Annotated in this window: 19 protein-coding genes; 9 read left to right on the forward strand and 10 right to left on the reverse strand. The window is 66.4% G+C overall.

The window, feature by feature from the left end:
* The first annotated feature begins 7 nt into the window (after window positions 1–7).
* Window positions 8–1,297 carry an MBL fold metallo-hydrolase gene (locus C461_RS10740; protein ID WP_008001145.1) on the forward strand — a complete coding sequence of 430 codons (1,290 nt, stop codon included), beginning with the start codon at window positions 8–10 and terminating at the stop codon, window positions 1,295–1,297.
* A gap of 21 nt (window positions 1,298–1,318) precedes the next feature.
* Here the strand turns inward: C461_RS10740 and C461_RS10745 are convergent, their stop codons facing one another.
* Window positions 1,319–1,906 carry a hypothetical protein gene (locus tag C461_RS10745; RefSeq protein WP_008001146.1) on the reverse strand — a complete coding sequence of 196 codons (588 nt, stop codon included), beginning with the start codon at window positions 1,904–1,906 and terminating at the stop codon, window positions 1,319–1,321.
* Between the two features lie 16 nt (window positions 1,907–1,922).
* On the reverse strand, window positions 1,923–2,510 hold the full coding sequence (locus tag C461_RS10750) for a DUF7344 domain-containing protein (RefSeq protein WP_008001148.1): 588 nt from the start codon (window positions 2,508–2,510) through the stop codon (window positions 1,923–1,925).
* Window positions 2,511–2,962: 452 nt separating this feature from the next.
* Here C461_RS10750 and C461_RS16100 point away from each other — a divergent pair, with 452 nt between their 5' ends.
* Window positions 2,963–3,727 carry a hypothetical protein gene (locus C461_RS16100; RefSeq protein ID WP_239639117.1) on the forward strand — a complete coding sequence of 255 codons (765 nt, stop codon included), beginning with the start codon at window positions 2,963–2,965 and terminating at the stop codon, window positions 3,725–3,727.
* Window positions 3,728–3,750: 23 nt separating this feature from the next.
* Window positions 3,751–4,410: a hypothetical protein gene (locus tag C461_RS10760; protein WP_049906547.1), complete on the forward strand. Its 660-nt coding sequence runs from the start codon at window positions 3,751–3,753 to the stop codon at window positions 4,408–4,410.
* A gap of 120 nt (window positions 4,411–4,530) precedes the next feature.
* On the opposite strand, the gene C461_RS10765 is transcribed toward C461_RS10760, so the two are convergent.
* Window positions 4,531–4,788 carry a hypothetical protein gene (locus C461_RS10765; RefSeq protein ID WP_008001154.1) on the reverse strand — a complete coding sequence of 86 codons (258 nt, stop codon included), beginning with the start codon at window positions 4,786–4,788 and terminating at the stop codon, window positions 4,531–4,533.
* A gap of 163 nt (window positions 4,789–4,951) precedes the next feature.
* On the opposite strand from C461_RS10765, the gene C461_RS10770 reads away from it, so the two are divergent.
* The 4 genes from C461_RS10770 to C461_RS10785 all read left to right on the forward strand — a co-directional run bounded on the left by C461_RS10770 (window position 4,952) and on the right by C461_RS10785 (window position 8,033).
* Window positions 4,952–5,749, forward strand: coding sequence for an inositol monophosphatase family protein (locus tag C461_RS10770; protein ID WP_008001156.1), 798 nt, complete (start codon window positions 4,952–4,954; stop codon window positions 5,747–5,749).
* A gap of 86 nt (window positions 5,750–5,835) precedes the next feature.
* Entirely contained in the window at window positions 5,836–6,366 is a 531-nt protein-coding gene (locus tag C461_RS10775; protein WP_008001157.1) for a DUF5817 domain-containing protein, read from the forward strand.
* A 126-nt stretch (window positions 6,367–6,492) separates the two neighbouring features.
* On the forward strand, window positions 6,493–7,527 hold the full coding sequence (locus C461_RS10780) for a DUF7490 domain-containing protein (protein ID WP_008001158.1): 1,035 nt from the start codon (window positions 6,493–6,495) through the stop codon (window positions 7,525–7,527).
* A complete protein-coding gene (locus C461_RS10785) occupies window positions 7,524–8,033 on the forward strand; it encodes a hypothetical protein (RefSeq protein ID WP_008001159.1) in 510 nt (169 codons plus the stop codon). Before C461_RS10780 ends, C461_RS10785 begins: the two co-directional genes overlap by 4 nt.
* 47 nt (window positions 8,034–8,080) lie before the next feature.
* Here C461_RS10785 and C461_RS10790 read toward each other — a convergent pair whose 3' ends face one another.
* The gene (locus C461_RS10790; protein ID WP_008001160.1) at window positions 8,081–8,437 is read right to left on the reverse strand and encodes a hypothetical protein; all 357 of its coding nucleotides are present in this window, start codon (window positions 8,435–8,437) and stop codon (window positions 8,081–8,083) included.
* 114 nt (window positions 8,438–8,551) lie between these two features.
* Window positions 8,552–9,385: a hypothetical protein gene (locus tag C461_RS10795; RefSeq protein WP_008001161.1), complete on the reverse strand. Its 834-nt coding sequence runs from the start codon at window positions 9,383–9,385 to the stop codon at window positions 8,552–8,554.
* Window positions 9,386–9,533: 148 nt separating this feature from the next.
* Between C461_RS10795 and ppc the strand changes: the two genes are divergently transcribed.
* The gene (gene ppc / locus C461_RS10800; RefSeq protein ID WP_008001163.1) at window positions 9,534–12,236 is read left to right on the forward strand and encodes a phosphoenolpyruvate carboxylase; all 2,703 of its coding nucleotides are present in this window, start codon (window positions 9,534–9,536) and stop codon (window positions 12,234–12,236) included.
* Window positions 12,237–12,581: 345 nt separating this feature from the next.
* On the opposite strand, the gene C461_RS10805 is transcribed toward ppc, so the two are convergent.
* The 4 genes from C461_RS10805 to C461_RS10820 form a co-directional block, all read right to left on the reverse strand.
* The gene (locus C461_RS10805; protein WP_008001165.1) at window positions 12,582–13,037 is read right to left on the reverse strand and encodes a 30S ribosomal protein S19e; all 456 of its coding nucleotides are present in this window, start codon (window positions 13,035–13,037) and stop codon (window positions 12,582–12,584) included.
* 159 nt (window positions 13,038–13,196) lie between these two features.
* Window positions 13,197–14,540 (reverse strand): hydroxymethylglutaryl-CoA synthase, encoded by a 1,344-nt coding sequence (gene hmgB, locus C461_RS10810; protein ID WP_008001166.1) that lies wholly within the window; start codon window positions 14,538–14,540, stop codon window positions 13,197–13,199.
* Between the two features lie 110 nt (window positions 14,541–14,650).
* The gene (locus tag C461_RS10815; RefSeq protein WP_008001167.1) at window positions 14,651–15,907 is read right to left on the reverse strand and encodes a polymer-forming cytoskeletal protein; all 1,257 of its coding nucleotides are present in this window, start codon (window positions 15,905–15,907) and stop codon (window positions 14,651–14,653) included.
* A gap of 138 nt (window positions 15,908–16,045) precedes the next feature.
* On the reverse strand, window positions 16,046–16,252 hold the full coding sequence (locus tag C461_RS10820) for a hypothetical protein (RefSeq protein WP_008001168.1): 207 nt from the start codon (window positions 16,250–16,252) through the stop codon (window positions 16,046–16,048).
* Between the two features lie 188 nt (window positions 16,253–16,440).
* Between C461_RS10820 and C461_RS10825 the strand changes: the two genes are divergently transcribed.
* Window positions 16,441–17,166, forward strand: coding sequence for a nucleoside phosphorylase (locus C461_RS10825; protein WP_008001169.1), 726 nt, complete (start codon window positions 16,441–16,443; stop codon window positions 17,164–17,166).
* 25 nt (window positions 17,167–17,191) lie between these two features.
* Here C461_RS10825 and C461_RS10830 read toward each other — a convergent pair whose 3' ends face one another.
* Window positions 17,192–17,641, reverse strand: a complete 450-nt coding sequence (locus C461_RS10830) for a UPF0179 family protein (RefSeq protein ID WP_008001170.1) — start codon at window positions 17,639–17,641, stop codon at window positions 17,192–17,194.
* Window positions 17,642–17,718 lie beyond the last annotated feature (77 nt).

Genomic DNA, 17,718 nt, shown 5'->3' on the forward strand with positions numbered 1-17,718 from the left:
TCCGGTAATGGAGGTCGAGTTCCTCGGCGGCGCCCGCGAGGTCGGTCGGAGCGCGGTCCTCGTCGACGACGCGCTGCTTCTGGACTACGGCCTGTTGACCGCGGACCCGCCGCAGTACCCCGTTCGCGACCCCGAACCCGACGCCGTCGTCGTCTCGCACGGCCACCTCGATCACGTCGGCGCGGTGCCGGCCCTGCTGAAGGGCGACCGCCGACCCGCGATCCACTGGACGCCGCCGACCGCCGACCTCGCGCGGACGCTGGCGCGCGACACCCTCAAACTGCACGGGAACAGTCCCCTGTGCCCGTTTTCGGCCGAGCACGTCGCGCGGCTCGGCGAGGTCGAACACCGACACGGCTACGGGGAGCCGTTCGTCGTTTCGGCCGGGGGGACCGACTACGAGGTGACGCTGTTCAACGCGGGCCACATCCCCGGGTCGGCGCACGTCCTGATCGACGACAGCGTGGGACGGAGTCCCACGGGCGATCGGACGCAGTCCGACAATGGCGACACCCGCCTGCTGTACACCGGCGACTTCCACACCGACGACCAGCGGCTGGTGGCCGGCACGACGGCCCGGCCGGACGCGGACGCCGTGATCTGCGAGGCGACGTACGCGGACGTGACCCACGAGGACCGCCGGGCGGTGGAGGACCGGTGGGCCGAGCGCGTGAAGACGACGATCTGGGAGGGCGGAACCGTCGTCGCGCCCGCGTTCGCGATCGGTCGGACACAGGAGCTCATGCTCGTCGCCGAGGCCAACGGTCTCACCCCGTACGTCGACGGGATGGGCGTCGAGGTGACCCGACTGGTCCGGCAGTATCCCGAGTTCCTCCGCGACCCCGAGGCGCTTCGCCGGGCGAAGGGCGCCGCGCGGTTCGTGACCGGACGAGACGGCCAGCGCGAGCGGATCGCCCGTGACAACGAGTTGATCGTCACCACGTCGGGGATGCTCGCCGGCGGCCCCGTCCACTCGTATCTCCCCGAGATCCGCGGGAGCCCGACGAACGCGGTGACGCTGACCGGGTACCAAGTCGAGGGGACGCCCGGCCGGGAGCTACAGGACCACGGTCGGCTGGCGATAAACGGGACGGTGCGCCCCGTGAGCGCCCGCGTGGACTCCTACGACTTCTCGGCGCACGCCGACCGCGGGGGGTTGGAGTCGTTCCTCAGCGACTACGAAGACGCCCGCGTGCTCGTGAACCACGGCGACCGCTGCGAGGCGTTCGCCGGGGACCTCCGGGCGGACGGGTACGCGGCGAGCGCACCGGCAATCGGGGATCGCGTCGAGCTGTAGGTGGATGGACCGGTAGGCGAGTCAGCCGCCGCGGTCGGTCTTCGAAACCATCTCGGAGGTGAGCGGTTCGTCACCGCTCGCATCCAGGTTGCCGTCGGTGAGTCTGCCGATCGCCTCGGCGGGCGCTCCCGGCGCGCACGTCACCTCGTGGGTTCGGTTCAGCGAGACGCTGACTCCCCCTCCACTCCCGTCGGCGTCGAATCGGAGTTCGACGGGCGCTTCCCGATCACACTCGAGCGTGACGCGAACCGGGCGTTCCGTTCCCCCCGGTAGCGTCTCGGGAGCGTCGACGGACGCGACCGTTACGTCCGGATGGTCGGTCGACACGTCGACGTCGAACGCCGTGAGATCGCCGCTGAACTGATTTCGGTAGGTCACGGCGACCGCGGGCCGCCCCGCCTCGATCGCCGCGGACTCGGCGACGACCGGCTCGTAGCCGAGGTACGCGCTCGTGTCGTCGGTCACGTTGACCGCGAGCCCGCGGTCCGCCTCCATCGCGGAGAAGCCCGCGGTGCCGAGGACGAGCCCGACCACCGCCGTGAACGCGAGCAGGACGCTCAGGGTGCGCAGGGCGCTCGCGCGGACCGGCGTTCGGGTGGTCGTGCTCATTCGCGGGATCGTTTGCTCAGTCGCGTTTGCGGAGCTCCGGCGGCTGCTCCGTGTTGCCGAGGCGGGTGCGGCGGCCGACGACGTGGTGAACCATCGACGACACGCCGAAGGCGGTGATCGTGAAGATGCCGACGTCGTGCGGGGCGAGCGCGGCGAACCCCGGCGTGCCGGTCGCGACCGCGAGGAGGAGCGAGACCGCGACGCCCGCGAGCCCGAGGTAATAGAGGCTCCAGGGGATCTCCTTGCTGCCCAACACCTCGACGTAGATGTCCAGATTCTCCAGCGCCGGCGTCGCCCGGACGAGGTTCTCTTCCTCGTCGAGCGTCACCACGTTCTTTTCCGCCAGTTTCGGGAGGTGAGTTCGCTGGAGCGTGCTGTACACGTTCCGACGGTCCTCGTAGGTCACCTCGGCAGGGTCGACGCCGACCTCCCACGCGGTGACGTGCGTGGACAGCTCGGACACCTCGATCGGCTCCGCGGTGCGCTTGAGCGCGTGGATAACGAACCGTCGGCGGCGGTTCGAGAGCACCTCGAATATCTCGTCTTCGGACAGTTCACCCGTGTTCGAGTTCGATCCGTCGGCTGCGGCGATAGTGGATTGCATCGATGGTGGTCCCCCGTGGTTCACCGATCGAGGATCCGCGTCCCCGAATCGGTGAATTTCGCTTGTAGCGTGTGCGGAGAAGTGTCATAAATAGGTTGGATAGTTTATCTGTTACAGTAGCCGAGCTGATAATAGATGGAGTCTCTCGTCGTTTGCGAGGCGATCCCTAAATCAGAGTATGGGGTTCTGTCGGTTCAGCCGATGTAAACAACTGCGTATCAATAGCGGTCTGAAGGCCGTTATGCTGATCCTATACGGTTCACGGGCGCTTCCGATGGAGACCGCGATGGGGGCCTGCAGCGCAACGAGACACGCTCGCGGACCCAATGAGACGATCCCGCGATCATGTCGAGAATTTCATAACAATGTACCTCCCCCTGTATGGGATATCCAAGCGCTCCCGGCCCGGACGTCCGGGTTGCGGGGGTGCGTGAACACAGGTGAGATACGACATGGAACGACGCAAATTCGTGATCGGTCTGGGTGCATTGGCTTCGGGAAGCGCAGCTGCTGTGGGTACTGGAGCGTTTACGGCCGCAGAACTCGACGGTCGGCAAGCAAATATCGGAGTCGTCAACGACAGCAACGGCCTCATCGGGCTCAAGGCTGGTACCTCCGAATACGTTACCAATGAAGGTGGCAGCGGGAATGAACTGATGATCGACTTCAGTTCGACGGGTGAGAATGGCGGTGGCGGTACGGGTGTTAATCCGAATTCCACCTACCAAGTCGGTGGACTTGGAAGCTTTGACGATAACAACATCAACCAAGTCCCAGGCGCTCCGACGACAAGCCCATCAGTCGGTGAAAAAGCCATTGACACGGCGACGCCGATCTACGGCGAGAACGGTGAGTACGCGTTCAAGGTGATGAATCAGACGGGCGATACAAAAGACATTGAGGTCGCCTACAACGCCAACGACGAACCGTTCCCGGAGGATACGCATCTCTTCTTGGTCGCCTACTACCCAGGTGGAAGCGATGATTCCGAAAAGGAAGAGGGGCTTCTTGTCAGCGACGTTGCCGCCCCGAACGACAAAGCCGCCAGCATCATTTTTGACAGCGATCAAGAGTGGTCATCATCTATCGCTTCGGGAGAAGAGTTCTACGTCACAATTCTCGTCGATGTGGGCGGGGCCCCCACCGATACCGATCTTGGTGGTACTCTCACTGTCCGCGCTGGGAGTCACGACGAGTTCACGAACGCCGACGACTGAACACGGAGTAAGGATTACTACCGATGAACAGACGCGATGTCGTGGTCGGGCTGGGAACGCTGGTCGGTACGGGAGCCGCGGTTTCCGGAACCGGCGCGTTCGGCGCTGCGGAGGTGTCCCGGCAGGCGACGATCGACGTCGTCGACGACAGCGACGGGCTGATCGGATTGGTCGCCAACGAGGCGATCGCGGGCGTTCGGATGGACGCCGGTGGCGAGTTGACGATCTCGCTCGGTGACGACGACCCCGGAGTGAACGTCAGTTCGGTGTATCAGTTCGGAGCGTTCGTTTCCGACGGCGGCGTCGAGGACATCACGGGCGACACGTTCTCGGTGGTCAGAGACGACGACCCGTCAGATATGAGCGACGGGCAGAACTCCCTCGAATCCGCGCTCGCCGTCGTGAATCAGTCCGCAGAAGACCTCGAAATCACGATCGACTTCGAGCTGGACGACAACAGCGATGAGACCGACGGCAACACCGAGTACGCCTTCGAGCTACAGTCTTCCCGAAACGGAAGCGGTACGCGGGAGGGACTCGCGACGAGCCCGATAACCGGTCAACTCACCGCTCAGTTGGCTACCGGCGAGTCGATCGGGCTCTCGTTCATCGTCAATGCGCTGGACGGCACGACGGCGGACGAGATCTCGGGGAGCCTGAGCGTCTCTGCGACGGCCGTCTAACCACACCTATTTTTAGAGTACTGCCGTCGGAAAGCAGACGCGAACGAGAACGCGGATCGGTACGGTAGCAAATATCCTCACTCGGTGTTCGAAAAATCGCGCAGAATCGCCGAGAGACGCCTACGCCCCGCCGTCGGTGTACGCCCGGTCGCCGAGGACGCGCTCGGCGGTCGCGTTCGCCTCGGCCGGCGTCGGACAGTCGCCGTCGGCGACCTCGTCGGAGAGCGTGGAGGCGAGGTCGTACACGGCGGCCCCGTCGGCGTCCGCCGCGACGCGTTCGAAGGTCGGCCGGTAGCCGGCGGCCGCGCGCTGTCCGATCTCGTCGAGCGAGGCGTCGATGGCGTACTCCAGTTGACGGACCGCTTCTTCGGGTTGCATACACCTCACTCGCACTCCGATACACTTAAAGGTACTCGGATTCGGAATTGAGTTAATTCTCGCGGCACGACCCACCGCGCGAGCGTTCGACGGAGTCGGATCGACCGACTCGGACGAGTCGGCAGATCGACGTGTATAGGCGTCGGGAGGTCGGAGCACGGGTATGAGCGACACAGCCGAGCGCGCCGCCGTCGCCGAGCGCGCGGCGCGGGCGGGGGCCGCGGTCGCGAGCGAGCGCTTCCGGAGCGACATCGCCGTCGAGCGCAAGGGGAAAGACGACGTGGTCACCGAGGCGGACCGGGCCGCCCAGCGCACCGTGATCGAGGCGATCCGCGAGGCGTTCCCGCACGACGCGATCGTCGGCGAGGAAGAAGACGAGCGCAAGACCGTTCCCGACGAGGGCGCGGCGTGGGTGATCGACCCGATCGACGGCACCAACAACTACGTCCGGGGCATTCGGGTGTGGGGGACTGCGGTCGCGGCCGTCGTCGACGGCGAACCCGTCGCGGCGGCCACCGTCGCACCCGCGCTCGACGACGTCTACACCGCCGACGCCGACGGCGCGTACCGCAACGGCGAGCCGATGACCGTCAGCGACGTCGACGATCCCCGGCGCGGCGCCGTCGACCCGACGCTGTGGTGGGACTTCGACTCGCGCGACGAGTACGCGCGGGCCTGCGAGGCGGTCGTGCGGCGGTTCAACGACCTGCGTCGGCTCGGCGCCGCACAGATCGTGTTGCCGACGGTCGCCGCCGGGGGGCTGGAAGGAACGCTCTCGAACCTGCGAGCGAACCCGTGGGACTCAGTCGCCGGCGTGTTCATGGTGCGTCAGGCGGGCGGCCGCGCCACCGACCTGGCGGGCGACCGCTGGCGACACGACTCGACGGGGCTCGTCGTCTCGAACGGGCACCTCCACGACGAGGTGCTCGCCGCGGCGCGAGCGATCGAGGATCGAGAGTGAATCCGCTTGCGTATAACTAGCTGAGCGCCGGCGACGAGGTCGCGGACAGCCGAGGGTTCAAATCCGACGCCGACGAACCGCGCCGTATGTACGCGGTCGTCGGCTGCAACCAGTGTGCGGCCATGTGGCTCCTCACGGACCCCGGAACCAGCGAGAGCGCGACCTGCCCGCGCTGCGGGAAGACGCACCGAACGGCGAAGCTCAAGCGCTTCTACGAGTCGGCGGATCGAAACGCGGCCCGCGAGGCCCGAGCGGCGCTACTCGCCAAAAAGCGCGGCGAGAGCGCGGCGTTCGCGGACGTCGATCACGTCTCGGACCTCGAACGCGCCGCCGAGGACGCCGGCGTCGACGACCGCGAGTATCTTGAGGCCTCGGGGATCGACGCCGACGCCGTCGCGGACGCCGGCGCCCGCGCGGAGGGCGGCGGGTCGGGGTCGCGAAGCCGGACGGAGATCGTCTGTGACGCCGTCCGCGCGGCCGACGAACCGACCGAAGAGAACGTCGTCGCCCGGGCGGTCGAACACGGGGTCCCCGCCGAGGCGGCCCGCGACCTCCTCGCGAAACTCACTCGGCGCGGCGACCTCACCGAGTCGCGCGGGACGTACCGGGTGCTGTGAGGATCGGCGGGAGGGCGGGGCGGTCGGGATCAGCGGAGGCGACGGGACGATCGGGATCAGCGGAGGCGACGACGCAACGGGGCGAACCGGACAAAGCACTTATATTATCCGTTTGACGTACGCCGTATGGACACGCGATCAGCCCTCCTCGCGGCGGCGGCCGCGCTGCTTCTCGTCAGCGCGATCGGCGTCGTCGCCGCGCCGGACGCCCTCGTCGATCCGCGGGAGACCGACGAGCGTCCGGGCGATATTCGAATCGTCGATACGGTCGTCGCGCCCGACGAGGTGCGCGGCGAGACCGCAGAACTCCGACTCGGCGTCGACCTCGCGCACTACGGGTCGACCGTCGAAAACGTCACCGTGCGCCACCGCGCGATCGGCGCCGACTCCGGGCTCCTCGTCGACGAGACCACGGTCGACGTCGGCGACGTCGACGACGAAGGGGAGCGGACGGTGAACGGCTCCGTGAACGTCGAGCGCGAGGGCGGGTACCGGATCGAGACCGTCGTGTTCGCCGACGGAGAGCGGCGGGCGGACCGGACGACCAGAGTCGGCGGGGTCGAGGCGCTCACGCCCGAGTACGCCGACTCGCGCGTCGGATTCACCGAGGAGACGGTCTGGCCGACCGTCGCCGTCAGCGTCGTCGAGGCCGACAACGAGAGCGCGACGCTGTCCGTGTCGGCGTCCGTCACGAACCGCGGCGATGACGCCTCCGAGAGCGTCGACCTCCGCCTGTTGGTGCGACAGGCCGAGTCCAACGTGATCGCCGCCGAGGCGGGCGAGTCCGTCGGCTCGGTGCGGCCCGGTCGGACCGAGCGGGTGACGACGACCGTCGACGTGCCCGCGGGGTACAACTACTACATCGACGCCGCGCTGTTCGACGACGGCGTCCGCATCGACGAGACGCAGGGCGTCGCCAACCTGAACCCGCGGGAGACGATCAGCGCCGACGAGACGGTCGAAGACGTCGAGTTCGCCGTCGAGGACTTCGCCGGCGACGACGCCGCCGAAGGGGGCGTAGACGACGGTGCCAGCGGAGGCGACGGACGAGACGCCGAAGACAGCCGCGACGCGAGCGACGATCAGACCCCCGGCTTCGGCGTGGTCGCCGCGCTGGTCGCGCTCCTCGGCGCGGCGCTCTTCGCACGGAGGCGCCGATGACCGACGACCGCCGCGACGACGGCTACGCCGACGGAACCGCCGCCGACACGGCCGACACGACCGACACACCCGCTCCCAACCCGATGACCGAAACTCCTACCGACAACCCCACGGACACCCCTACCGAGACCGCCGCCGACAACCCCACCAACGCTCCTACCGACAACCCCGCTGAGGCCGATCCGAAGCCCGAATCGACCGCGACCGGCTCTCGCGCGCCGTCCGATTCCGACCGGTCCGACCAGTCGACCGCACGGTTCGATCGGTTCTCCACGCCGTACCTCCGCGGACTCCTTGATCGGGTCGGGCTCGCCGCGCTCGTCCTGCTCGCGCTGATCGCCGGCTGGAGCTTCTACAGCCAGACCGGCACCGCGATCCGAACGTGGCTCGACCCCGCCTACCAACCGATCGCGCTCGCGGCGTTCAATCTCGCGGTGCTGCTCGTCGCGCTCGCCGGCGTGGCCCACCAGCTCTCGCGGATCAGGAAGAGCGAACCGACCGAGTAGGGGGACGAGCGCGGAGGCTCGGAAACGCCCGGCCGAGTCGCGTCCCGCTACTCGTCAGGGAGGTCGTCGGTGTCGGCGGGGAGACGCTCGACGCGACCCGCGAGCGTCGCCGCGTCGCCCGCGACGGTGGCGGCGTCGACGCCGGCCTCGTTCGCGACGGTTCTGACGTGCGCGGCAAGCAACGCGAGGGCGCGAAGCCCCTCGTTTTCGGGATCGCCGCCGGTCCGCTGCGCGAACGTCGTGTCGATCTCGCCGTCGCGGACGACCCCGACGTGGAGCGCTTCGATCCCCTCGCCGTCGAGGAGGTCGCGAGCGCGGGCCAGTTCGGCCGCGAACACGTCCTCGGAGCCGGCCGCGCCGCGGTCGTCCGTCTGGGTGTCGCGAGTCGCGTCATCGTCGCTCATACGGGAACGAACGAGCGGTCGGAATAAAAACGCGGTGTCGGGAACGGCGGTCGATCGGTAGCGAGAGTAGATAGTGGTGACGGGTCGCCCAGATCGCACGCGACTGAGGCGGGATCAGTCAGGCCGAGGCCGAGCGATGAACAGCGACTCCTCGATGGTGAACGGGTCGTACACGGACTGGTGACAGACGCAGTAGGTTCCGTCGGCCGCGTCGTACCGGGCGGACTCTGCGAGCTGTTTGTAGCCGGGGATACAACAGAAGTGGGTACAGACGTTGAGGTACGCGAGGAACCCCTGGTCCGTCGACGCCGAGAGCCACTCGTCGTTCTCGGCGGCCTGCTCGATCTGCTCGGACCGGATGACGACCGCGTTCAGGTTGGCGTCGGAGTCCTCGGAGCGCCAGCGAACCGAAGCGGGTTTCCCGGCGCCGTCGGTTCCGATACCGTTGCCCCACTCGGTGTAGTCGTCGAAGTCGTCGATGTGGATCCGATCGCCCGCGTCGTACGTCTCGTCTTGCCACTCGTAGGAACCCGTCGCCGCACGGAACAGGTTATCCGACTCGAAGTTCGGCTCGATGTTCTCTTGGGACTCGACGCCGCAGTACTGGAACCACTCGCCGGCGTAGGTCCGGCCGCCGAGCTCCTCTTGAGCGACCTCGATCTCCTGGCCCTCCTGCGTGATGGTCGTGGTCTCCGGCCAGATGCCCTCGATGTACCCGTCGTCGGTAACGCGAAGCGGGATCTGCGGGAGGCCACGCGGTGCCGGCCCGCCGGTGTGCGCGATCGACATCGCGATCGTCGAGCCACCGCCGACGCCGCCCGCGGTGGTCAGGGTGTTCACCGTCGCGGAACCCATCGCACCCACGCCCGCGAGGGCCGCGCCGCCGACGACGCCCTTAACGAAGCGCCGCCGTCCGGATTCGGCCGGATACTTGTCGGACTTACTCATAGGCGTCGTTCAGGGTGGACCGGTAAAAAGGGTGGCGAACCCTCCATCCGCGTGAGAACGCACGATCGATCAGGATATTCACTCGCAACTGAGGCAAACCTTCGTTCGGACATCGGTTTTAACCGACCTCGCGGACTGTATCTGTGGTATGGAGTTGCACAATCGAAACGTGCGGACGGACGTTCGGGAGCTCGGCGCGCTCGTGGGGGACGTCCTCGCTGCACAAGCCTCGACGGAGGCGTACGAGACGGTCGAAGAGTTGCGCAACGCGGCGATCCACTACCGTCGTGGCGACGCGTCGAACCGCGATCGACTCCACGAGTCGGTCGAGGAGCTGTCGACGACCCGAGAAGGGATCGTCGCCCGCGCGTTCACCACCTACTTCGAGCTCATCAACCTCGCCGAGGAGCGCGAGCGCGTCAGGTCCATCCGGAACGCCGACGACGACGGCTCCCTCCACGACTCGTTCGACGCCACGATCGCCGAGTTCGCCGATCAGGGCGTCGACCCGGAGACGCTGGAAGACCTCCTCGCGGACGTCCTCATCGAGCCGACGTTCACCGCCCACCCGACCGAGGCCCGACGGGCGACGGTGAAAGCGAAACTTCGGTCGATCGCTAACCACCTCGAGGAGCTCGACGAGCGCAACCTCACCGAGCGCGAGCGCAACGCGATCTGGCGAGACGTCACCGCCGAGGTGACGAGCCTCTGGGGCACCCGGCAGGTGCGCCAGCGCCCTCCGGAGCCGGAAGACGAGGCGCGCAACGTGGGCTGGTACCTCGAGAACACCCTCTTCGACGTCGTGGGCGACGCGTACGAGGAGTTCGAAGAGACGATCTCGAAGGAGTACAACGACGTCGACTGCCCGAAGCTGTTCGAGTTCCGCTCGTGGGCCGGGTCGGACCGCGACGGCAACCCCTTCGTCACGCCGGAGGTCACGGACGAGACCCTCGAACGCCAGCGCGCGGTCGCCATCGAGAAGTACCGCGACCGGTGTAAGCGGCTCTCGGCCGTGCTGAGCCAGGACGGCGAGCGCTACGCTATCGACGACGCGCTCGCCGAATCGCTCGCCGCCGACGCCGAGCGCTTCCCGACCGTCGTCGAGGAGGCCCGCGAGCGGTACCCGGACGAGCCGTACCGACAGAAGCTCCGCCTGATGCGCGAGCGACTCGACCGCGTCGACGACGTGCGACCCGGCGAGTACCCGGACGGAGACGCGTTCCTCGCCGACCTCGACGTGATCGCCGACTCGCTCATCGCCGACGGACAGGACGCGGTCCACGAGTCGTTCGTCGAACCGCTCCGCCGACAGGTCGACACGTTCGGCTTCACGCTCGCGTCGCTCGACCTCCGTGACCACCGCGAGAACCACACCGAAGCCGTCGCCGAGGCCGTCGCGATCGAGGGCGTCGACTACCGCGAGATGGACGAGGAGGCGCGGACCGAGTTCCTCACTCAAGCCATCCTCCAAGACGACCCCGTCGTCGACGCCGACGAGCCCGGCGACGTCTCCGAGACCACCGAACGCGTCCTCGAACGCTTCCAAGCGTTCGCGGAGTGGCAAGACGAGTACGGTCAACAGGCGATCGACACCTACTGCATCTCGATGACGGAGGAGCCGAGCCACGTGCTCGAAGTGCTCTTCTTGGCCGATCAGGTCGGCGCCGTCTCGCTTCCGGACCACTGCGGGCTCGACGTGGTCCCTCTGCTGGAGACCGAGTCGGCGCTCAACGGCGCCGAGCGCATCCTCGGGACGCTGTTCGACAACGAGGCGTACGCGACCGCGCTGGACGTCCGCGGGTCGGTCCAAGAGGTCATGCTCGGGTACTCGGACTCGAACAAGGAGAACGGGTTCCTCGCGGCCAACTGGGACCTCTACGAGAACCAGCGCCGGATCGCGCAGTTCTGTCGGAAAGAGGACGTCACCCTCCGGCTGTTCCACGGCCGCGGCGGCTCCATCTCGCGCGGCGGCGGACCGATGAACGAGGCGCTGCTCGCACTCCCCAACGAGACGGTCACCGGGCAGGTGAAGTTCACAGAGCAGGGCGAGGCGATCGCCGAGAAGTACGCCAACCCCCGGATCGCCGAGCGCGAACTCGAACAGATGCTCGACGCGCAGATCCGCGCGCGCCACGAGGCCAACGAGGAGCCGACCGAGGTCGTCCCGGACCGCTGGGTCGACGCGATGGAGACGATGGTCCCCGTCGCGCGAGAAACGTACCGCGACCTGTTGAACACCGACGGATTCGTCTCCTACTTCGGACAGGCGACGCCCATCTCCGTCGTCGAGGACCTGAACCTCGGTTCGCGTCCCGCCTCTCGCTCCGGCGAGCGCACCGTCGAGGACCTTCGAGCGATTCCGTGGGTGTTCTCGTGGACGCAGACCCGGCTCATCCTCCCCGGGTGGTACTCGCTCGCCTCCGGCATCGACGCCTACCTCGACGCGGTCGGCGAGGAGGACGGACTCGAAACCCTCCGCGAGATGTACGAGGAGTGGCCGTTCTTCCGGACGACGCTCGACAACGCCGGGCTCGCGCTCGCGCGCACCGATCCCGAGATCGCCGCCGAGTACGCCGACCTCGCTGACGACGACCTCCGCGAGCGTTTCTTCCCCGAGCTGATCGGCGAGTACGAACGCGGTCGCGAACTCGTCCTCTCGATCAGCGGCCGCGACCAACTGCTGCGTCGCGAGTGGCTGTCCGAGAGCCTCGACCGTCGGAACCCCTACGTCGACCCGTTGAACCTGCTGCAGGCGAGCCTCCTCGGGCGCACGCACCGCACCGAAGAAGAGGAGCGCACGCTCCGGCTCACGGTCAACGGTATCGCCGCCGGGATGAAGAACACGGGGTAACTCGAACACGGGGCCGTTCGAAGACGCGATCCCTCGCCCCTCCCAGACGAAACGCCCCGCTGACGCACCGCCCGCAACCGTTTCTCCCGCCGACTGCAGCCGACAGCCGACGCTCCGCCGATCTGATCGCGACGTCGACCCCGACGGACCGTACCGGATTGGCCGCCTACGAGAATTCATATCGCGATATACGGTATATGGGACCGAGCACGACGCGAGAGTTGCCGATCGCCACCACGAGAGCAGAGCCACTGAACGACCGACTATCGGCAGAAACGGACGGAATGTCACTGCGAGCGCCGCGGCTCAGAAGCGAGCGCGACGTACAAAAAGCGAATCGGCGATCTACGCGTAGCGTTCGAGTTCCGGCCGGTCGAGGTCTTCGAGGACGTCAGCGGCGACTTCCGAGAGGAAGGCCTCGCCGTCGTCGGAGAGTCGGCGACCCTCGCCGGCGGCGGTCGTCACGAGTCCGTCGTCTTCGAGCGCCTGCAGCGACGCGCGGATGAGCTTGCGGGAGCCGCCCTCGTGCTCGCCGGGGCGGACGGAGTAGCGGTTCGAGCCGCGCTTCTTCGAGCCGTACTCGGTGGCGAGCCGCTCGATGCCGATCGGCTCGTTCTGAGCGACCTTCCGGAGGAGGCTGGCGGAGCGCACGTACCAGAAGTCCTCCTGCTCGGGCGGAAGCTCCTTGCCGGCGCCGCTCTTGGCGAACTCGACCCACGCGGGCTCTTCGATCCGGTCCTCGAGTCGTGCGGCGACCTCCTCGATGAGGGCGTCGGCCGGCACGTCGTAGATGGTTACCATTGAGGTGAAATTCAGCCTAACGTCGTTTAAACCCATCGTATTCGAGAAGCGTCGTGTGACCGGTTTTCACGGGGAAGCGGGGCCACGGAGCGGAACCGATCGGCCGAGACTGCAGTCAAATCACGTCGGTCGCGTCCACCGGCGTCCGGCTGCGCTCGGCTACTCGACGTATTCGTATTTCCGCTCGTTCATCCGGCCCCAGCCGGTGAAGACGAACTCCGCTTCCGGCTGCGTGAACTCCTCGATTTCGCGTTCGACCTCCATGTCGTACTCGTGGACGTCGTGGACGTCCTCGTACTCGTCCCACGTGAGCTCGTAGCGGGCCGCGAGCTGGTCGTCGATGTTGAGCCCCTCGATCTCCGCCTGCCAGCCCTCGCGGATCGTCTCCGCGTGGATCTCCGCCTGGGCGCCGGAGCCGTAGGAGGCGACGAGCAGCGTGTCACCGACGAACGACCGGTCACGGGTCAGCGCGTCGCGGAGCGCGCTCACACGGGCGATGTGGACCGAACTGGTGTACCAGTTGCCGACCTCGCGGGAGAGTCCGAGCGTCGGCTCCACGACGGTGTCGTACCACGTCTGGTACTGCTCGGTCGTCTTCAGCGCGTCCATGTACTCGCGGATCGCCTCCTCGTAGGCCTCTCGGTCGTCGTAGTCGTCCTCGCGGGGCTGGCGCCCGATCTCGCCGGCGAGGTCGTCTTCGTACGTCGTGTCGCGGATGACGTGCCGGTACGCGAGCAGGGCCGCCTTCCGAACCATCCCGGGGAACGGCGTGTGGAACGGGGCATACACGAAGTCGTCGAGTTCGATGTCGTCCGTGACGGACTCGTAGTCTTCGAGGGCCTCGCGCATCCGGGAGAGGTACACCTGCACCGAGCGTTTGCCGTCCACGCTGGGGAACTGCTGGTTCGGCTTCAGGAAGTCCGTCTCGTCTTTCGAGCCGTACCCCTGCTCCATCGAGAGCGAGACGATCGAGGGGTCCTCGTCGATCAGCATCGCGACGGCGCCGGCGCCCTGCGTCGCCTCGCCGGGGTCACCGCGGGCGTACAGCGCCGTGTCCGTCGAGATGACGAGCGCCGCGCGGTCGCGATTCCGTCCCGCCCGGATCCAGTTGTACGCGTCGTCGATGGCCTGCGTGCCGGCCAGGCAGGCGAACTTGCGCTCGCCCTTGTTGGCGTGGGTGAAGTCGCCGTCGTACACCTGTTCGAGGCAGCCGGCGATGTACGTCGAAGCGGGCTTCGAGTGGTCGAACGCCGATTCCGTGGCGACGTCGATCCGACCGATGTCCTCGGGAGCGAGCCCCTTTCGGTCCATCAGCTGTTTCGCGGCGTTCGCGCCCATCGTGACGATGTCCTCGTAGACGTCCGGGAACGAGGAGTTGTTGAGCCCGAGCCCCTTCGTGTACTTCTCCGGGTCGTCGCCCTTCTGCGGGGCGAACGTGCCCGGCAAGTCGAGCTTGAGCTTCCCGGTCCAGATCTCGACGGCGTCGATGCCGACTTCAGTCATGGACGGTTGTTCATGGGGCGGGCATTTGGCTTTGTCGATGGGGTGTTACGTCGATCGTCGTCATAAACTCGTAACAGTGCGGAAGCGTATCGCGGGCAGTGGATCACATACTAAGCAACCGTACATTCCTGTACAGTTCCACTGTTGACATTCCCCCCGATTTGACCCCTGTTATCAAGGTAGATCGTCCCACTTACGCCAACGTTAGACGATGTTGACGAACCCGGAAGCAGATAGAAGTCAGTACCACTGTTGACATTCCCACTTATTTGTGCGTTCTCGCCAAGAACAATCACTCCTGACGCGCCAATATTAGTGCTGACAGATGCTCCCGTACCAATAAACACGTCACCAGGATTATTAATATTGGTTGAAACGGAAACTCCGTCTTCAATAACGACCGTGTCACCTCCCGCATTAATATTGCTCGCCGGACTACTGGAGACGTATCTCACACCGTCCTCACCCTCGGCGGGAGGTGAGGGCGGAACGGGACAATCAGTCCAGACGCTGGTGCTGCCGTCGTGATCATTGCTGTCGTCTGTTTCTCGACCGCTACTGGGACCGATATTGTCCCTCACCGCACCCTCCGAAGGCTCCGATTGAACCCCGACCGAATTCACGGTAATGTTGTCGGGGCTGTCGACGCGTAGCCGGAGTGCGGAGACATCGTCCGAAGAGGGGTATCCGTCGTCGTCGACGCCGAGATACGTGACAGAGCCGTTTTCGATCGACTCGTTCCAGTAGCCGTCGTCTGCGCCGAGTCTGGTCGGTATCGAGACGGTGAGCTCGCCGTCCAGTTGCGACAGAGTGGCCGCGTCGTCCGCCGGATACAGTTCAAGCGCGACTCTACGCGTTCCAGAGGCCTGAAACTCGTTCTGGAGGGCGGTTATCCGGAGGGTGTCGTTATCCGTCACGAGGTTCTGATCCTCGATGATTACCGCGCGACTTCCGGACTCTCGTTCGTCGAGGTATAGAGCGGAGTTATCGTACCAGATTGACCCCACCTGTAGCTCGTTGTACCCCGGCCGATATCGGACGAATCTGGTCGAGACGTTCTCGGTCTCGCCGGATTCGTCGGTTATCGTGATGTTGTACGGTCGGCTCGTCTGGAGTGTCCCCGCCGGTGCGGGTGGATTGATCGCGAACAGTCTGGTCTGGTAGTTCGTTCCGAGTCTCACGTCGACGAACTGGGGTCGTTCAGACTGCCCAGCGGAGGAAACCGCATTACGGACCTCGACGAGGTCGTTTTGAACCTCCTCGAAGTGCTGGAACTCCACCTGTGCGTTCTCCTGTGGAACGACCTGAACCTGATACAGCGACAGGGCGAGGATCAAGAAGCCGAAGAGAATCACCGTCCCGATCACGACCGATTGGCCCCGACGGTCGCGACTAAAACGCATTACGAGGAATACGGCGTCGGACAGGTATAAAATCCTCCGTCCGATCTCTCAGTCTCGATAACCGCGTCCGGGCAGTAGTGGCTGCTGCCTCAATTACCAGATTCAGTCGTCGCCGTCCCCTGCTCGCCGAGCCGTCACCGTCGCCGACGCGACGGCGACGACGCTCCCAAACCCGCCGATCAGCACGGCCTGCGTCCAGTTGAACCCGAGCAGCAGCGCCGACACCGGCGTGACCACGAGGAAAGCGGACACGACGGCACCGAGAAGCGAGGCGAGCGACGCGCCGCCCGAGTCGTCAGAATCGGTCATGGCCGGGTCCTGCCGCCGCCGGGCGATAAACCGGCCGATCGGCGGCGTCCTTGTCGGCGACGGCGCGTCCGGTCCAGTCGCGAGCACAGCACGTATAAATCCCATATCGCGATATTAAATAGCTATCGCGGCCGCCGTCGCGACTTCCGACCGGTCCGTTTTTGCGCGCGGCGGGTGTCTCCGCGCACATGGCGAAACAGCCGCACCTGTTGGTAGAGGAAGGCGACGTCCACGAGATCGCGGTCATCCCCGGCGATCCGGGCCGCGTCGACCGGATCGCGGACCTGTGTGACGACAGCGAGGTCGTCTCCGAGAACCGCGAGTACAAGATCGTCAACGCGAGCTACGAGGGGACCGACCTCACGATCTGTTCGACCGGGATCGGCTGCCCGTCGGCCGCCATCGCCGTCGAAGAGCTCTCGCGGGTCGGCGTCGAGACGTTCCTCCGGTGTGGCACCTGCGGCGCCTTGCAGGCCGACATGGAGGTCGGCGACATGGTCGTCGCGACCGGCGCGGCCAAAGAGGAGGGGACGAGCAAGCGGTACGAAGATGAGGTGTACCCGGCCGTCCCCGACTACGACGCGCTCACCGAGCTCGTCGGCGCCGCCGAGGACAACGACGAAGACGTCCACGTCGGCCCGATCGTCTCCGACGACGCGTTCTACAACGAGAGCGACGAGTACGTCGACGACTGGAACGACGCGAACCTCCTCGCGATCGAGATGGAGGCGGCGACGGTGTTCTCGCTGGCTCGCCGCAAGGGGCTGCGCGCCGGCGCCATCTGCACCGTCGACGGCAACCTCGTCGCGGGGACCCAGAAGGGCGCGGACTCTGACGACGAGCTACCCGAAAAGGCCAAAGACAACGTCGAGCGCGCGATCCGGATCACGCTGAACGCGGTCACTGCACTGTAGACGGCGGTTCCGAGAGTCGACGCGGCTACCCGTCTTCCGCTCTGAACTCCACCAGCGTCAGCTCCCGGTCGAGCGCGCACTCGTCGTGTGGGGGCTCGCCGAGCACCTGGTCGATCACGCGCTCCTCGTCGAAGTCCGCGCCGTCGGGGACGCAGTAGCCGTGACTCGGGCACTCCGTGTGCGGGCACGGCCCGGCGAGCGAGACGCGGCCGCCGGCGTACGCCTGCTTCGAGAGGACGTTAGCGGGGACGGGCGCGGGCTCGACCTCGACCGCCCGGACGCCGGCGTCGTGGACGGCGCAGTCGAGCGTCTGCGCGTTCTCGCGGATCCCGGTCACGCGGTACCGAGTCCCCTCGGAGAGGTTGAGACACTGCCCGCGGTAGGGACACCCCTCGCAGTCGACCGATTCCCCCTGATACACGAACTCGCGACCGGTGTCCGCGAGCCGCGTGCCGATGAGCGTGACCGTGGTCATAGTCGACGTGAGGTCCCGAAACGCTGTAAGCCTCCCGCCTCGCGAGGAGCCCGATTCGGGCGGCGACGACGGTGGGG

Source organism: Halorubrum aidingense JCM 13560, assembly GCF_000336995.1.
GTDB lineage: Archaea > Halobacteriota > Halobacteria > Halobacteriales > Haloferacaceae > Halorubrum > Halorubrum aidingense.

Bases quoted from the DNA above. Each gene is read 5' to 3' on its own strand.
- C461_RS10780 (WP_008001158.1), top strand. From the start codon at position 6,493: ATGGACACGCGATCAGCCCTCCTCGCGGCGGCGGCCGCGCTGCTTCTC.
- C461_RS10765 (WP_008001154.1), bottom strand. From the start codon at position 4,788: ATGCAACCCGAAGAAGCGGTCCGTCAACTGGAGTACGCCATCGACGCC.
- C461_RS10745 (WP_008001146.1), bottom strand. From the start codon at position 1,906: ATGAGCACGACCACCCGAACGCCGGTCCGCGCGAGCGCCCTGCGCACC.
- C461_RS10775 (WP_008001157.1), top strand. From the start codon at position 5,836: ATGTACGCGGTCGTCGGCTGCAACCAGTGTGCGGCCATGTGGCTCCTC.
- ppc (WP_008001163.1), top strand. From the start codon at position 9,534: ATGGAGTTGCACAATCGAAACGTGCGGACGGACGTTCGGGAGCTCGGC.
- C461_RS10795 (WP_008001161.1), bottom strand. From the start codon at position 9,385: ATGAGTAAGTCCGACAAGTATCCGGCCGAATCCGGACGGCGGCGCTTC.
- C461_RS10770 (WP_008001156.1), top strand. From the start codon at position 4,952: ATGAGCGACACAGCCGAGCGCGCCGCCGTCGCCGAGCGCGCGGCGCGG.
- hmgB (WP_008001166.1), bottom strand. From the start codon at position 14,540: ATGACTGAAGTCGGCATCGACGCCGTCGAGATCTGGACCGGGAAGCTC.
- C461_RS10830 (WP_008001170.1), bottom strand. From the start codon at position 17,641: ATGACCACGGTCACGCTCATCGGCACGCGGCTCGCGGACACCGGTCGC.
- C461_RS10760 (WP_049906547.1), top strand. From the start codon at position 3,751: ATGAACAGACGCGATGTCGTGGTCGGGCTGGGAACGCTGGTCGGTACG.
- C461_RS10785 (WP_008001159.1), top strand. From the start codon at position 7,524: ATGACCGACGACCGCCGCGACGACGGCTACGCCGACGGAACCGCCGCC.
- C461_RS10820 (WP_008001168.1), bottom strand. From the start codon at position 16,252: ATGACCGATTCTGACGACTCGGGCGGCGCGTCGCTCGCCTCGCTTCTC.
- C461_RS10790 (WP_008001160.1), bottom strand. From the start codon at position 8,437: ATGAGCGACGATGACGCGACTCGCGACACCCAGACGGACGACCGCGGC.
- C461_RS10825 (WP_008001169.1), top strand. From the start codon at position 16,441: ATGGCGAAACAGCCGCACCTGTTGGTAGAGGAAGGCGACGTCCACGAG.
- C461_RS10805 (WP_008001165.1), bottom strand. From the start codon at position 13,037: ATGGTAACCATCTACGACGTGCCGGCCGACGCCCTCATCGAGGAGGTC.
- C461_RS10740 (WP_008001145.1), top strand. From the start codon at position 8: ATGGAGGTCGAGTTCCTCGGCGGCGCCCGCGAGGTCGGTCGGAGCGCG.
- C461_RS16100 (WP_239639117.1), top strand. From the start codon at position 2,963: ATGGAACGACGCAAATTCGTGATCGGTCTGGGTGCATTGGCTTCGGGA.
- C461_RS10750 (WP_008001148.1), bottom strand. From the start codon at position 2,510: ATGCAATCCACTATCGCCGCAGCCGACGGATCGAACTCGAACACGGGT.